The organism is Clostridium sp. OM02-18AC, from assembly GCF_003481825.1.
GTDB lineage: Bacteria > Bacillota > Clostridia > Lachnospirales > Lachnospiraceae > Brotaphodocola.
Genome location: NZ_QULW01000006.1, coordinates 1 through 14,276, shown reverse-complemented (window position 1 = coordinate 14,276; position 14,276 = coordinate 1). Strand labels below are relative to the sequence as shown.

At 47.0% G+C, this 14,276-nt stretch carries 17 protein-coding genes and 1 pseudogene; 15 read left to right on the top strand and 3 right to left on the bottom strand.

From position 1 onward, the window contains the following. Window positions 1-108: 108 nt before the first annotated feature. From DXB18_RS05545 to DXB18_RS05520, 6 genes are all read left to right on the top strand, one after another. Window positions 109-1,089 (top strand): NAD-dependent protein deacetylase, encoded by a 981-nt coding sequence (locus DXB18_RS05545; protein WP_182430485.1) that lies wholly within the window; start codon window positions 109-111, stop codon window positions 1,087-1,089. Next, on the top strand, window positions 1,086-1,967 hold the full coding sequence (locus DXB18_RS05540) for an NAD-dependent protein deacetylase, SIR2 family (protein ID WP_118706499.1): 882 nt from the start codon (window positions 1,086-1,088) through the stop codon (window positions 1,965-1,967). Before DXB18_RS05545 ends, DXB18_RS05540 begins: the two co-directional genes overlap by 4 nt. Window positions 1,968-2,034: 67 nt before the next feature. After that, window positions 2,035-2,820, top strand: coding sequence for an NAD-dependent protein deacetylase, SIR2 family (locus DXB18_RS05535; RefSeq protein ID WP_347560856.1), 786 nt, complete (start codon window positions 2,035-2,037; stop codon window positions 2,818-2,820). Between the two features lie 115 nt (window positions 2,821-2,935). After that, entirely contained in the window at window positions 2,936-3,352 is a 417-nt protein-coding gene (locus tag DXB18_RS05530; RefSeq protein ID WP_207665765.1) for a hypothetical protein, read from the top strand. Continuing rightward, a complete protein-coding gene (locus tag DXB18_RS05525) occupies window positions 3,345-3,653 on the top strand; it encodes a TIGR04076 family protein (RefSeq protein ID WP_182430484.1) in 309 nt (102 codons plus the stop codon). Before DXB18_RS05530 ends, DXB18_RS05525 begins: the two co-directional genes overlap by 8 nt. A gap of 44 nt (window positions 3,654-3,697) precedes the next feature. Next, complete coding sequence (locus DXB18_RS05520; protein WP_118706493.1) at window positions 3,698-4,495, top strand: MBL fold metallo-hydrolase; 798 nt, start codon at window positions 3,698-3,700, stop codon at window positions 4,493-4,495. 178 nt (window positions 4,496-4,673) lie between these two features. On the opposite strand, the gene DXB18_RS05515 is transcribed toward DXB18_RS05520, so the two are convergent. Then, window positions 4,674-5,027 carry a helix-turn-helix domain-containing protein gene (locus DXB18_RS05515; RefSeq protein WP_117800764.1) on the bottom strand — a complete coding sequence of 118 codons (354 nt, stop codon included), beginning with the start codon at window positions 5,025-5,027 and terminating at the stop codon, window positions 4,674-4,676. A 154-nt stretch (window positions 5,028-5,181) separates the two neighbouring features. On the opposite strand from DXB18_RS05515, the gene DXB18_RS05510 reads away from it, so the two are divergent. From DXB18_RS05510 to DXB18_RS16525, 4 genes and pseudogenes are all read left to right on the top strand, one after another. After that, a complete protein-coding gene (locus DXB18_RS05510) occupies window positions 5,182-5,685 on the top strand; it encodes a flavin reductase family protein (protein ID WP_118706491.1) in 504 nt (167 codons plus the stop codon). 28 nt (window positions 5,686-5,713) lie between these two features. Further along, window positions 5,714-6,403, top strand: coding sequence for a radical SAM mobile pair protein A (locus tag DXB18_RS05505; protein ID WP_118706489.1), 690 nt, complete (start codon window positions 5,714-5,716; stop codon window positions 6,401-6,403). Continuing rightward, window positions 6,391-7,308: pseudogene (locus DXB18_RS05500) on the top strand (radical SAM mobile pair protein B). Before DXB18_RS05505 ends, DXB18_RS05500 begins: the two are co-directional and overlap by 13 nt. Before the next feature lie 135 nt (window positions 7,309-7,443). Beyond that, window positions 7,444-7,674, top strand: coding sequence for a hypothetical protein (locus DXB18_RS16525; protein WP_243035135.1), 231 nt, complete (start codon window positions 7,444-7,446; stop codon window positions 7,672-7,674). Here the strand turns inward: DXB18_RS16525 and DXB18_RS16520 are convergent. Then, window positions 7,652-7,840 carry a hypothetical protein gene (locus tag DXB18_RS16520; protein WP_243103199.1) on the bottom strand — a complete coding sequence of 63 codons (189 nt, stop codon included), beginning with the start codon at window positions 7,838-7,840 and terminating at the stop codon, window positions 7,652-7,654. The genes DXB18_RS16525 and DXB18_RS16520 overlap by 23 nt on opposite strands. Before the next feature lie 245 nt (window positions 7,841-8,085). On the opposite strand from DXB18_RS16520, the gene DXB18_RS05485 reads away from it, so the two are divergent. The 5 genes from DXB18_RS05485 (at window position 8,086) to DXB18_RS05465 (ending at window position 13,846) form a co-directional block, all read left to right on the top strand. Then, window positions 8,086-8,700 carry a TetR/AcrR family transcriptional regulator gene (locus DXB18_RS05485; protein WP_347560859.1) on the top strand — a complete coding sequence of 205 codons (615 nt, stop codon included), beginning with the start codon at window positions 8,086-8,088 and terminating at the stop codon, window positions 8,698-8,700. 110 nt (window positions 8,701-8,810) lie between these two features. Next, window positions 8,811-10,583 (top strand): ABC transporter ATP-binding protein, encoded by a 1,773-nt coding sequence (locus tag DXB18_RS05480; RefSeq protein ID WP_118706483.1) that lies wholly within the window; start codon window positions 8,811-8,813, stop codon window positions 10,581-10,583. A 1-nt stretch (window position 10,584) separates the two neighbouring features. Then, complete coding sequence (locus tag DXB18_RS05475; RefSeq protein ID WP_118706481.1) at window positions 10,585-12,318, top strand: ABC transporter ATP-binding protein; 1,734 nt, start codon at window positions 10,585-10,587, stop codon at window positions 12,316-12,318. Window positions 12,319-12,334: 16 nt separating this feature from the next. After that, complete coding sequence (locus DXB18_RS05470) at window positions 12,335-13,150, top strand: class I SAM-dependent methyltransferase (protein ID WP_118706479.1); 816 nt, start codon at window positions 12,335-12,337, stop codon at window positions 13,148-13,150. Between the two features lie 24 nt (window positions 13,151-13,174). Beyond that, window positions 13,175-13,846, top strand: a complete 672-nt coding sequence (locus DXB18_RS05465) for a class I SAM-dependent methyltransferase (protein ID WP_118706477.1) — start codon at window positions 13,175-13,177, stop codon at window positions 13,844-13,846. 197 nt (window positions 13,847-14,043) lie between these two features. Here DXB18_RS05465 and DXB18_RS05460 read toward each other — a convergent pair whose 3' ends face one another. Next, window positions 14,044-14,199 (bottom strand): hypothetical protein, encoded by a 156-nt coding sequence (locus DXB18_RS05460; protein WP_243103191.1) that lies wholly within the window; start codon window positions 14,197-14,199, stop codon window positions 14,044-14,046. Window positions 14,200-14,276: the final 77 nt, after the last annotated feature.

The following is a 14,276-nucleotide window of genomic DNA, read 5'->3' as shown; positions in this document are numbered from 1 at the left end:
CTTTGATGTTATTTTTATTATAACAGCATATTGACAGCAGCGCAAGAGGATGCTAAAATGATTTGAAGTAAGAATAAAAATAACACCCACTCGAAAGGAATGATGACAATGAACTTCTATGATGATTTGGTCATGCAGGCCCAGATGAATTATTCCAAGTACTATCATATCTATGCTTCCGGCAGTACGCCTTATAAGCTGACTGACAAAAAGCCGCTGCCGTATAGCGAACAGATCAATCGGTTGGTACAGGAGGTAAAGGAAGCTGACTGTGTGGTAGTGGGCGGAGCCTCCGGCCTGTCCGCTGCCGGTGGCGGAGACTTTTACTACGAGGACAACGACTCCTACCGGAAATACTTCCGGCCTTTTGTGGAGAAGTACCACTTCAAAGGTGCTTTTGCAGGGATGATGCACCCCTGGGAGACCCGGGAAGAGTATTGGGGGTATCTTGCCACCTTCCTTCACACCACCCAGACCGCACCTGTGCGTCATCCCTATCTGGATCTAGACGCTTTGTTGAAAGGCAAGGACTTCTTCATCCTCACTACCAATCAGGATACCCAGTTTGTCAAACTCTACCCGGAGGAGAAGGTGGCGGAGATCCAGGGAGATCACCGGTTCTTCCAGTGTGCCGCCTGCTGTACCGATGACACTTGGGATGCGGTAAAGCCAGTGGCTGATATGGTGGCCGCTATGGGGGATGGCACGAAGATTCCCACCGATCTCATTCCCCGGTGTCCGCACTGCGGCGGTGAGGCTTTCCCCTGGGTGCGAGGATATGGGAATTTCCTGCAAGGAAAGAAATATGAAGAACAGTACGAAAAAATTTCTCGCTATGTACTGGAACACAAAGACAGCAAAATTCTGTTCCTGGAGTTGGGCGTTGGCCGAATGACTCCCATGTTTATCCAGGAGCCTTTCTGGAACCTGACCCTCAGCTTTCCCCATGCTCGATATATTGCTATCAACGACAAATATGACTTCCTGCCCAAGCAGTTGGAGAATAAGGGCATGACCATTGTGGCCGACATTGCTCAAGTGCTGCGGGATGCACGGAACACCATGGAAAGCGGAGATAACGATCAATGAGGGTTGGAAACCAAGCGGCGCTTCAGGAACTTGCCGAGCGTATCGATCAGGCAGATGCCATCGTGATCGGCGGCGGTTCCGGCCTGTCAAGCGCAGCTGGATACGACCACTACCATTGGTCCCCGGCACTTTCGGAGGCATTGGCTTCCTTTCGTGAACAGTATGGCTTTACCTCCCCGCTGGCTGGATTCTACCATTGTTTTTCCAGCTATGGGGAGCAGTGGGGGTATTACAGCCAATATATGCGCTTCATATGGGAAGCCCCTACGGGGAAGCCCTATCTGGATCTGCAAGCAATTATTGCAGATAAACCGGTCTTTGTGCTGACCACTAATGTCGATCAGCAGTTTTTTCGGGTATTTCCCCAGGAACAAATCTGCGCCTTTCAGGGAGACTTTAGCTACTGCCAGTGCAGCCAGCCCTGTCGGGATGATATTTGGAAAAACCGCGAACTGGTAAAGGAACTGACCGGTCGCTTGGTGGGTGTGCGCCTGCCGGAGGAAGCTGTTCCTCGTTGCCCGGATTGCGGGCGGGTGCTGGTGCCTTGGGTACGAGATGATACCTTTCTGGAGGGAACCTTCTGGCAGGATAACCTGCACCGCTACCATAGATTCCTGCGACGCTGGATAATGGATCAGTCCGACAAAAAAGTCCTGCTGTTGGAACTTGGCGTGGGTGAGATGACGCCCAGTATCATCAAACTGCCCTTCTGGGAACTTACTGCCAAAAACGAAAACATCTTTTATGCATGTCTTAATCGAGAGTCATCTCATAGGCCAGAGCATTTGCGGGGACGCAGCCTGTATCTGCAAGGAGATTTGGCGGAAACTCTAGCTGCCCTCCGGCAGGAGCGCTCCATCGCAGCAAACATAAAATAGAAAGGGGCGAACGAATATGATTGATTGGAACCCTATTGCGAAAAAATTCAGAGAAGCGGACGCTATCTTGATCGGGGCCAGTAACGGACTGTCCATCACCGAAGGACTGCATTTGTTTGCGGACAATGCGGCCTTTGAAAGACTGTTTGGGGATTTTAAACGGAAATATGGCCTTGGGTGTATTTTGCAGGGCATGATGGCTGGATGGCCCAGCGAGGAGGAAAAATGGGCCTTCTGGGCCCGACTCATCCATCATTACTGCGGGCAGTACCAGCCTACGCCGGTGATGAACGATTTGAAGGTCATTGTGGGAGAGAAAGATTACTTTGTCGTCACATCAAACGGAGAAGGTCACTTTGAACTGTGTGGCTTCGATCCGTCGAAAATCTATGAGATTGAGGGCAACTGGTTTACTATGCAGTGTGCCCGCCCCTGCCACGACACCATCTATCCTAGTCTGGAGGTGGCAGAAAAATTATCGGCTGCCGAACAGAGCGGCCATGTGCCTACAGAATTGGTGCCGCGCTGTCCCAAGTGCGGCGGTCCCATGGACATCCACATGGGTGCGGGTCAGAGAATGATTCCGGATACCGCTGCCCAGGCACGGTTCCAAAACTTTCTGAAAACCTACCACGGGAAGAAACTGGTGATTTTGGAGCTGGGCATTGGCTGGCGCAATCAGCTGATCAAGGCCCCGATAATGCGCCTGGTGGCCAGCGAGCCAAACGCCACTTATGTGACCATCAATCTGGGTGAGATCTACATTGCGGACAATATCAAAGAGAAGTCCTTCGGACTGGATGGGCGACTGGATGAGCTGCTGCCTGCTCTCCGGGAGGCGTGCGAGGCATGACGATTCCGAAACAAGTTCAAAATGACTATAAGAGATGGTATCATTTTCTCGAACAAGAAGTACAGTTTTCGCTGTCTGATAGCGAGAAACACACTAAAGAACACTGTGCCAGGTATTGCTGTTCACTTTGCTGATCGCAGACAAGATGGATTTATCCCAGAAAGAGCGGGAGGCACTGTGTGCCGCCGCGGTTTTCCATGACTCCCGCCGCCAGGATGACTGGTTGGATGTGGGTCATGGCCAGCGAGCAGCAGATTACTACAGGGACTATTGTCAGACAAATTCGCTGTCTTTTGATACCCGAGTTTATCTGGTCATGGCATTTCACGACAGGGATGACGTCTTGGGCGAGGCAGCATTGACGGAACAGAAGAGCGGCATTCTTCTGTATCACATCTTCAAGGATGCTGATGCGCTGGATCGCTTCCGCTTGGGACCGAATGGGCTGGGCATCCGCTATCTTCGTACAGCCGATGGAAAATCCCTCTACCGTTACGCGGAACAATTTGAAAGAGGGGATGCTAATGCATAAGAAGGTTAAAATCACCGTGTTGCGCACGGAATACTATCAGGAACTGGCAGAACCGTATGCAATTCCTAATTTGGGGATGTGCCCTTTTCATCAGAAAGGTCAAGTATTATACAGCGATGGCATCAATCCGCCGGATGGGATGTGTGGCGTTGCCTGGCAGGTGATTGCTCCCATGGCGCGTCAGTTATCCTTGGGGGAATTGGTTCAGCCATCTGGTACTTGGCTGAATGATGATACGATTGGCGTGTTCGCTTGTCCAGACGGAATTCGGCCGGTCATTTTTCTCTTAGAGGCAGAGTAAAGAATACAATTTTGATATTTAAAATTCAAACAGGAGGGTAAATTATGCAAATTCGACAGATACGAAATGCAACCATTAAAATTCACTATGGGGGAAAGATTTTTTTAGTCGATCCGTGGCTCGCCCCCAAGGACGGTTTTGGTTGCTTTGCCAGACTTCCCGAATCCATTCCCTTTAAAACGACGGATTCTCAGAAAATATTCATTTCCATGCCCATCTGTCCGCTTCCAACAACGGTTGATGAAATTCTTGCAGATGTGGACTATTATATTGTTACTCATATCCATCCGGATCATATTGATATGGAGATGGACGGAACAGTTGGGAATATGTTAAACAAGGAAACACCCGTGCTGGTACAGAATGACGAAGATGCGCAGGTTTTTGTTCGGTCGGGATTTAAAGATGTAAGAATCTTGCCGCAGTCTGGTCTTTCGATTGGAGAAATAACCGTGACAAATGTACCGGCACGACATGGCGTGACGATTCCCTGTGGTTCTGCCATGGGGTTTATGATGGAAGGAGAGGAAAAAACACTTTATCTTGCCGGTGATACCGTTTGGTATGAACAGGTAGAGGAAAACTTGAGACGGTTTCAGCCTGATGTTATCATACTAAATGCTTGTGCTGCGGAGCTTGTTGATTTTGGCAGACTGATTATGGATGCTGAAGATGTGGCACAAGTAATCGCACACGCTCCAGAAGCCGATATTATTATCAGTCATATGGATAATGTGGCACATGCTTCTCTTTCTCGCACTTCTTTAAGTGAGCAGTTGGAATTACAGAATCTTCTCTCTCGAGTGAAGATCCCTGCCGACGGTGAAACTTTGTCGTTTTAAAACACAGTTTGCATCCTTGCTTGTCAAGTGATAAAATATTATCCGTAAAATAATGTAAAGCAAACGCCATTGACAATGAAACTCCAGCTGTCAATGAAAAAAACAATAGCCGGGAAGTGGGCTCAGTGCCAATGCTTCCCGGCTTTCCTGTTCTAAAAAGGCGTCATTATATTTGGAGTTACGGTATATATTTCATGCCCCACTGAGAGATAGCATAAAAAACAGGCAACAGATCCCGTCCTTTCTCGGTGAGGGAGTATTCCACCCGTAGGGGCATTTCATTATATTGGATGCGCTGGATCAATTCATCCGCTTCCAGCTCCTTCAGGGCGTTGGTCAGAGCTGTGTTGGTGATGGGCTTGAGAACTTTTTTCAGTTCCCCAAACCGCATGGGACACTTGATGCATAGTTCATAGAGAATTTGGAGTTTCCATTTGCCCTGCAGCATTTGAACCACCGGCGTGACCGGGCAGTTTCCATCATCGGTTAGAATGACACTGCCAACCTTTTCTTTGAATTCTTCATAAGTCATGATTGGATCTTTCCTCGTCTTTTGCAGTATATTTTTTGATACCAGGTACAAATAATTTGCGTACTTGAACAAAAATTGCTATCAGGTATAATAAATATATCACTAGTTGGCCATGCAGTCAACGACTGAAATTTCTTAGAAAGGTCTGAATGACATGAAAGAACTGAATATTATGGAGGCTACTGTTCTGACCTCCCCCAATCCGCTGACACTGATCTGCTCTAAAAAGGAGGACGGTTCTACGAACCTGGCTCCCATTTGCTTTGTGTCTTACCTCTCCTTCAATCCGCCTATGGTGGGCTTCGCCACTGGAAAACAGTCCCACACCGGTAAGCAGGTACGAGAGACTGGAAAGGTGATTGTCACCGTTCCTGACGAGAGTCTTGCCCAGTCGGTGATGGCCTGCGGAGCGTCTACCGGTGCCAAGACCGACAAGGTGGCCGCCAACAACATCGAGATGATGGCTGTGGAGGGCAGTGACATCCAGATTCCGGTGGATACTCGTCTGGCGATGGTGGCCACTCTGCAGCAGTCGGTGGAAGTTGGCGACCATATCCTGCACATCTGTCAGGTGGACAAGTTCCTGGGCGATGAGGACAAGAAGGGGCTGTATGCCTGGAACGGCTTCGGGAAAGTTGCGCCTGCGGTAGAAGGCTAAATCTTAAAACGGAAAGAAGGCGTTAGCGGTGGCTGTTTGTATTAAAGACTGTATTCAGAACATGAATCTGGTGATCGGCTGTACTATTGGTTGCAGCTACTGCTACGCCAGAAACAATGTCCGCCGGTTTCACATGATCGACGACTTTGAAAAGCCAGAGTTTTTTTCCAATAAGCTGCGGCTGATGGAGAAAAAGCGCCCACAGAATTTTCTGCTCACCGGCATGAGCGATTTTTCCCACTGGAAGCCAGAGTGGCGGGAACAGATATTTGCCAAGATGACTGAAAATTCGCAGCACCAATATCTGTTTTTGACCAAGCGACCGGAGGATATTGTGTTTTCCACTACCCTAGAGAATGCTTGGTTTGGTGTAACTGTTACCTCCAGTAAAGAGAAAAAACGTATCCGGACTTTGCGGGAGCATATCCATGGCGGACACTATCATGTGACCTTTGAACCTATGTTTGATGGTGTTGGTATGGTGGACCTTACCGGAATTGAGTGGATCGTCATTGGGACTGAGACCGGACATAGGAAGGGCAAATCCGTATCGAAACCGGAATGGGTGTGGAACCTGACACATCAGGCCCATGCGCTTGGCATCCCTGTATTCATGAAGGAAGATCTACTTCCTATCATGGGAGAAACACATATGGTACAAGAATTTCCCCCGGCTTTTTACCGGGTATTGGAGGAACAGAAGACATGGCGGAAGTGAAAGATAGTAGCATTCTGATTCAGGATGTAGAAACCAAAAATATTATGACAAAATCCACCCTGCCGGTGGGCGGCTATTCCGTCAATCCTTATGTGGGCTGTACCCATAGCTGCAAATACTGCTACGCCTCGTTTATGAAGTGATTTACCGGGCACGCCGAACCGTGGGGTACATTCCTGGATGTGAAGCATTGGCCGGCAATCAAAAATCCGCAAAAGTACAAAGGGCAGCGCGTAGTCATCGGTTCTGTGACCGATGGCTATCTGCCCCAGGAGGCTCAGTTTCAGAATACCCGAAAGCTTCTTGAGCAGCTTCGGGGCAGCGAGGCGGAAATTCTCATCTGTACCAAGTCAGGCTTGGTAATCCGTGATATCGACCTTCTGAAAGAACTGGGAAAGGTCACAATTTCCTGGTCGATCAATACGCTGGACGAGGATTTCAAAAACGATATGGACAATGCCGTCAGCATCAAGCGGCGGCTGGATGCCATGAAGCAGGTTTATGACGCAGGTATCCGAACTGTGTGCTTTATCGCTCCGGTTTTTCCCGGTATCACGGATTTTGAGGCTATCTTCCATCAGGTCAGAAATCAATGCGACCTGATATGGTTAGAAAATTTAAACCTGCGAGGCGGCTTCAAAAAAGACATCCTTGACTATATACGTAAAAAATATCCTGACTTGGTTCCGCTGTACGACGCTATCTACAACAAGGGAGAAAGAAGCTACTTCTGTGGTTTGGAGGATCAAGCGGAACGGCTAGCGAAAGAATACAGCTGTCCCTTCGTGGATAACGAGCTGCCCTACGGACGAGCAGAGCCTGGGCACCCCGTAATTGTGGATTACTTTTACCATGAGGAAGTGCGTGGCTCGGAAAACAGCGGGCGACGCAACCCCAAAAAATAATTTGTGAAATAAAAGGGTTCTGACATGGAGCTGTGCTTCAATGTCAGAACCTTTTTTCATGAATGCAATGTTTACCCATTCAGAAGTTTTCTTAACCTCCTTGGAAGGACTTACGCTCCGTCCATTTTACTGGAAATGAAAAAGGTCAAAGACAAAGTTATAGAGAAAGGTAAGGACTTTCTGAGCTATTATCACTATCATAAGTTCGATAAAAAGTATGATAAACTTATCGAACAGGCTCAGAAAGAAAATCCACTTCCCGAAACCACGGAGAAAAAAACGTGGCCGGAAGAAAAAAGGGAAAATCCTTGCCCTTGTAGAACGCCTTGCGAATTACAAGGTCTCAGTCTGCCTTTTTATCCATAACTTCAATGTCCCATTTGATAACAACCAGGCAGAACGTGATCTTCGGATGATAAAGGTCAAGACCAAAGTATCTGGATGCTTCCGAACTGAGGAAGGTGCCAGAGATTATCTGAAAATCATGTCCTACATTGGCACGGCACACAAGCGGGGACATAATGCTTACCAAGCAATCAAAAATGCAATCTCAGGTCACCCTGATTTCATCTTTGAGTAAAGCTGGTTCTGAATAGTTACAAAAAATGAAACTTTTGTCAAAACCAGTATTTAAAAATTTTATTAGTAATAAAGTGCAGAATGCTGTTTGGATTGCTATTTTTATGCAACTATTTCTTGTTGCTCTTGACAAAATAATTTTTAGAGATTATAACTATAACAGCGTTATATATCAGTGTTATATAGGAGGTGTGCAAAATAAACGGAAATGGAACGACTTTAGAAAATATCCAACGGGCAGCGAAAGCAGAATTTTTAGAAAAAGGATATAAAGACGCTTCCCTGCGGAATATTGTGAAATCCGTGGGAATGACTACCGGAGCCTTTTACGGATATTACAAAAGCAAAGAAGAACTTTTTGAAGCCATCGTTGGTGAACATTATGAATATATTCGTAACCGTTTTATAAAGGCACAGCAGGAGTTCGCCGAACTACCAGCTGCCCAGCAGCCGGAAGTCATGAGTGATATTTCGGGAATCTGCATGTACGATATTCTCTATTATGCGTACGAACATTTAGAGGAATGTAAACTGATCCTCTGCTGTTCGGAAGGGACAAAATTTGCCGGGCTAATTGATGAAATGGTGGAGATTGAGGTAGATGGGACGCATGCCTATCAGGATGTCTTAAGGCAGCTTGGACGGCCCTCTCCGCATATCGATCCTTCGCTGGAGCATATTCTGATCACCGGAATGTTTCATACTTTTTTTGAATTGATCATCCACGAAATGCCGCTCAAAGATGCCGAAAACTACGTCAGAGAAATGCGCGCCTTTTATACAGCGGGATGGATGAAAATTATGGGGCAGTAATGCCTTATAATTTTTGCTTGTAAGTTAGCCGTAACTAACCTAAATTTGGATATTGTAAGAACATAGACGTGTTCTCTTTATCATAAACACAAAGAAAAGGAGGAATTTTTTTGAAAAAACAATCCAATTTATCACGCCTGTTGGAAATTGCAGGCAGCCATAAGTACCTGACCTATGCTTCCTGGGTGCTTTCTGCCATCAGTGCCCTGATTGCTCTGGTGCCATTCTATTACATCTGGAAAATGATCAAGGAAGTACTGGAGGTGGCACCAGATTTTGGCCAGGCACAGAACCTGACTGGCAATGGCTGGATGGCAGTATTGTTTGCTGTCCTGGCGGTGCTTGTCTACATAGCCGGGCTTATGTGTTCCCATTTAGGGGCATTTCGTATTGCCACAAACCTGCGTATCCAGACCATGGAGCATATTGTTAAGCTTCCTCTTGGATTTGCCGAGAGTTTTGGCAGCGGAAAACTGCGCAAAATCGTCAACGAATCCAGTGCAGCCACCGAAACCTATCTCGCTCATCAGCTTCCCGACAGAGCCAATGCCATTGCAACCCCCTGCGGTCTTTTGGTGCTGTTGTTCGTGTTTGACTGGAGACTGGGACTGTTGAGCCTTGTTCCGGTTGTGCTGGGCTTTCTGATTATGATGGCAATGACCGGAAAGCAGATGCAGGAAAAGATGAAAGAATACCAGAATGCGCTGGATGATATGTCCAATGAAGCGGTAGAGTATGTCCGCGGTATTCCGGTGGTAAAAACCTTTGGTCAGACGATCTTTTCCTTTAAGAAGTTTAAAGACTCCATTGACCGCTATAAAGTATGGGTGATCGCCTATACCAAGCAGCTTCGGACACCGATGATGTTCTATACAGCTGCGATCAACGGAGTTTTTGCCACACTGATCGCCGGAGGACTGTTGCTGACACAAGACGGTGTGACTTCCGGTTTCTTACTGGATCTCATTTTCTATATCATTATTACGCCGGTTATTTCTGTTACACTGACACGCATCATGTTCCAAAGTGAAAATGCCATGATCGTAGATGACGCTTTACAGAGAATTGACAGCGTTTTGCATTTGAAGCCTCTGGAGGAAACCAAACACCCAATGCATCCGCAAAACGCTTCCGTGGAACTGAAATCGGTTCATTTCAGCTATGATGGAGAAAAAGAAGTATTAAAAGATATTTCACTGACCATTCCTGAAGGACGAACCGTAGCTTTTGTCGGTCCATCCGGCGGTGGTAAAACAACCCTTGCCAACCTGATTTCCCGATTCTTTGATCCCCAGAGCGGAATGGTAACAATAGGTGGTGTCAATGTGAAAGACATCCCGAAGGAGGAACTCATGAATACGGTGTCTTTCGTATTTCAGAACAGCCGTCTGATCAAGGCGTCCATTCTGGAAAATGTGCGTATGGGGAAACCGGAAGCTACCCGTGAGGAAGTTCTGACTGCTCTTCATCACGCACAGTGCGATGATATTCTGGAAAAACTCCCACAGGGTGTGGACACGGTTATCGGTACAAAGGGTGTCTATCTTTCCGGCGGCGAGCAGCAGCGAATTGCCATTGCCCGTGTAATGCTGAAAAATGCACCGATCATCATTCTGGATGAAGCTACTGCCTTTGCTGACCCGGATAACGAAAGCCGCGTACAGGCTGCTTTCTCAAGACTTTCCGAGGGAAAGACCGTGATTATGATTGCCCACAGGCTTTCTACCGTAACAAATGTGGATCAGATTTTTGTCATTTGCAACGGACAGGTTGCCGAGTGCGGCAACAGCCGTGAATTGCTTGCAAAAGACGGCATTTTCAGCCGTATGTGGAAAAATTACCAGACTTCCGTGCAATGGAAGGTAACAAAGGAGGTGCAGTGATATGATCAAAAAACTGCAGAAAAAATATGCCCTGTCTGAACAGGGAGCAAAAGACCTGATCAAAGGCTGCCTGGCCTGTGTCCTTCAGAATCTGTCTTTGATGTTTCCGGTAGGTCTTTTATATTACATGGTCAGCGATCTGATGAACGGAGGTGTTCCCGGTGGGAAAATTCCATTTTATGTGGCAGGCTGCGTGGTGTGTATCGGTCTGATTCTGCTGACCACTTTCTTTCAATATAATGCGACCTATTTTGCCACTTACAAAGAAAGCGGTATCCGCCGCATTACTCTGGCAGAGCATCTGCGCAAAATCCCTCTTTCCTTTTTTGGGAAAAAGGATTTAGCCGATCTTACCAGTACGATTATGGCGGACTGTACCTTCCTAGAGCAGAGTTTTTCACATTTTATCCCTGAGCTTGCAGGTTCAATCATTTCTACGATCTTGATTTCCGTTGGTCTGTTCTTTACGGACTGGAGAATGGCGCTGGCTGCCTTATGGGTTCTGCCGGTTGCCTTTGCGATTGTAGGATTTTCCGCAAAAATTCAGGAAAATCTGAATCAGAAAGCCATGGATGTGAAGATGGCCTGTGCAGACGGGATACAGGAGTGCATTGAAACAGTTCGTGACCTAAAAGCAAACAATGCGGAGCAAGCATATTTAAAAGGTCTGGAAAAGAAGATTCGTGCCGTGGAGCATCGTTCCATCCTCAATGAATTTGGTCTTGCTGCTTTTGTGGTTTCCGCGTCACTGGTGCTGAAGCTTGGTCTTGCAACGGTTGCGCTGGTGGGAGCTGTTCTGCTCATGCAAGGAAGCCTCTCCGTGCTTACATTCTTTATGTTCCTTCTGGTAGTATCCCGTTTATATGACCCTCTGCAGGGCGCACTCCAGAATCTTGCGGCAGTCATCAGTACACGAACCAACATTGCCCGTATGAATGAAGTTCTCGATCATCCGATCCAGCAGGGCAGCGACAGGCTTTCCAATCAGGGGTATGATATTGTCTTTGACCATGTTGGGTTTGCCTACAATACCGGAGAAACCGTATTGAAAGATGTTTCCTTTACGGCAAAACAGGGAGAGGTTACGGCTTTGGTTGGCCCATCTGGCGGCGGAAAAACAACCGTATCCCGGCTTGCAGCAAGGTTCTGGGATATTAACAGAGGAAAGATTACCGTGGGAGGCATGGATGTATCCCGAATTGACCCGGAAACACTGCTTTCTCTGTATTCCATCGTATTCCAGGATGTTACACTGTTTGACAATACGATTCTGGAAAATATCCGAATCGGAAACAAAGACGCCACAGATGAACAGGTCATTGCTGCTGCGAAACTTGCCAATGTGGATGAATTTGCGGAAAAACTGCCGGATGGATGGCATACCAAGATCGGGGAAAATGGCTGTGAACTTTCCGGAGGAGAGCGCCAGCGTATCTCTATTGCCCGTGCATTTCTGAAAAATGCGCCGATCATTCTTTTAGATGAAGCTACTGCTTCTCTGGATGTGGAGAATGAAACTCTGATACAGACAGCCCTTTCCCGTCTGATCGCAGATAAAACGGTTCTGGTCATCGCCCACAGGATGCGTACCGTAGCAGGAGCAGATAAAATTGTTGTCCTTTCTGATGGCACCGTGGCAGAAGAAGGATCACCAAAGGATCTGGAAGAAAAGAATGGTGTATATGCCCATATGGTAAAACTGCAGACAGAAAGCCAGAATTGGAAACTTGCGTAAAGAAGGAGGAAATGTAATGAACAAGAAGCATGGTAAGCAGGAAAATATCCGACTTGGCACCCACGGAGAAGACTATGGAAGTTGGATGTCCAACCCTGTCTTTTACATCATTGGCGGAATCGGAGTTTTGGCCGCTGTGCTGGCTGTCCTCTCTTTTTATGTATTACATGTCGCTGTTCTTGGTGTTCTGTTTACTGTTATCACAATCGCAATTTTGGTTTTTCTGATCTGGATCACATGGATCAGGCGGCAGTATGCCTTTGGCGGTGGCGGAATTATGGAACAGGTTCATCGAGTTGTTCTCTCTCATCTGGACTATGACGGTGAAGGGAAGATTCTGGAAGTAGGCTGCGGCTCCGGAGCATTGACAATCCGTTCAGCTCTGACATGGCCGAAAGCAAAAGTGATTGGTGTTGATTACTGGGGCGCTGTGTATAATTACAGCAAAGCACTCTGCGAGAAGAATGCTGCCAGGGAGGGCGTGGCTTCCCGCTGTGTATTTCAGCACGGTGATGCGAAGCAGCTGGATTTTCCTGATGAGAGTTTTGATGTAGTCATCAGCAACTATGTCTATCATAATGTTATGGGTGCTGATATGCAGAAAATGCTGCTGGAAAGCCTGCGGGTATTGAAAAAAGGCGGCGTCTTTGCACTCAACGATGATATGAAACCAAAGATGTACGGTGACATGGAAGGTTTTGCGCAGAAACTGCGAGATATGGGGTATGAGGAAGTACGACTCGTTGACACTGCACAGGAAGCTTTTGGCTCCCACCGTCGGGCTGCCATGATGATGCTGGGGTCTTCCCGGCTGCTTGTCGGCAGAAAGTAATGTATCAAAACAGGAGGTTTGGCTATGTCCAAGTTAGGAGTCGTGGAGGATACCCTTTTGGCCTCTGCTTCCCGGTCTGCTAATATGGATCGGATTATTCAGGCTTTTCTGGAACGCAGACCGGACGGTGTGATTGTCCAGCTGGGCTGTGGTCTGGAGACAACTTATCACCGATGTGATAACGGAAAGGCACACTGGTATGCCGTGGATCTGCCGCATGTGATCGAATACCGGCGAGATCTTCTTCCCGAACTAGAGAGGGAATTATATATTTCCGGTGATGCCTTTGCAAAGGATTGGATCAAAAAAGTTCGCAATGATGTACTTGATGCTCCTATTCTCGTTACTGCAGGCGGATTATTTCATTATTTTGAGGAACATAAGGTCATTGCCCTTCTGCGTATGATTGGGCAATTTGGAAATATGGAAGTTGTTTTTGATACAGTGAACAAAAGAGGCATGACCATGATGAAGAAAAAATATATGAAACAGGTCGGCCATGCCGATGCACAGATGTTCTTTTATGTGGATTCCGCGGAAGAACTGGCAGCAAAAATCGGGGGTAATGGGAAAGTGATTACGGAGGAACCATACTATCGTTACATCCCTAAAAACAGTTTAAAGCTATCCACAAAGGTCAGTATGGCAGTTTCTGATCAATTCAAGATGGTAAAGATGATTTGTTTAAAAACCTAAGATTTTTTAACACAAAATAATTTTTGCAAGTCCTTTTTGCAACTACATTTTTATTTTACAACAAACAGATCCGGGACTGCCGTTCGAGGAAAAAGTGAAGCTCTACCACATGCAGATGTTAGGCTGATAATTATGCAAGCGCCGCCTGCACAATTTGCAACAAAAAGAGGAGCCAATCCAGGCTCCTCGAAGGTACGTTATTTCAAAAAGTTGCTCTTATGTTCCAGTGCGTGCAGATTATAGCCAAGTGTTGCCAGGTGCGTCACCTTCAGCGCAACCAGGTTGATGTCGGTGGACATTGCACTGGCAATCTGCTCGGCTGTGTATCCAGATTCCCGCCAATCATCAGACAAAATTGACCACCTGATTCACGTGAACTACATCGGCAATTGAATTACCGAGCATCTGATTACGAAGCATAGCTCCGTAG

Coding starts and splice junctions, on each gene's coding strand:
- DXB18_RS05545 (WP_182430485.1), top strand. CDS start 109: ATGAACTTCTATGATGATTTGGTCATGCAGGCCCAGATGAATTATTCC.
- DXB18_RS05540 (WP_118706499.1), top strand. CDS start 1,086: ATGAGGGTTGGAAACCAAGCGGCGCTTCAGGAACTTGCCGAGCGTATC.
- DXB18_RS05525 (WP_182430484.1), top strand. CDS start 3,345: ATGCATAAGAAGGTTAAAATCACCGTGTTGCGCACGGAATACTATCAG.
- DXB18_RS05520 (WP_118706493.1), top strand. CDS start 3,698: ATGCAAATTCGACAGATACGAAATGCAACCATTAAAATTCACTATGGG.
- DXB18_RS05515 (WP_117800764.1), bottom strand. CDS start 5,027: ATGACTTATGAAGAATTCAAAGAAAAGGTTGGCAGTGTCATTCTAACC.
- DXB18_RS05510 (WP_118706491.1), top strand. CDS start 5,182: ATGAAAGAACTGAATATTATGGAGGCTACTGTTCTGACCTCCCCCAAT.
- DXB18_RS16525 (WP_243035135.1), top strand. CDS start 7,444: ATGAAAAAGGTCAAAGACAAAGTTATAGAGAAAGGTAAGGACTTTCTG.
- DXB18_RS05475 (WP_118706481.1), top strand. CDS start 10,585: ATGATCAAAAAACTGCAGAAAAAATATGCCCTGTCTGAACAGGGAGCA.
- DXB18_RS05470 (WP_118706479.1), top strand. CDS start 12,335: ATGAACAAGAAGCATGGTAAGCAGGAAAATATCCGACTTGGCACCCAC.
- DXB18_RS05465 (WP_118706477.1), top strand. CDS start 13,175: ATGTCCAAGTTAGGAGTCGTGGAGGATACCCTTTTGGCCTCTGCTTCC.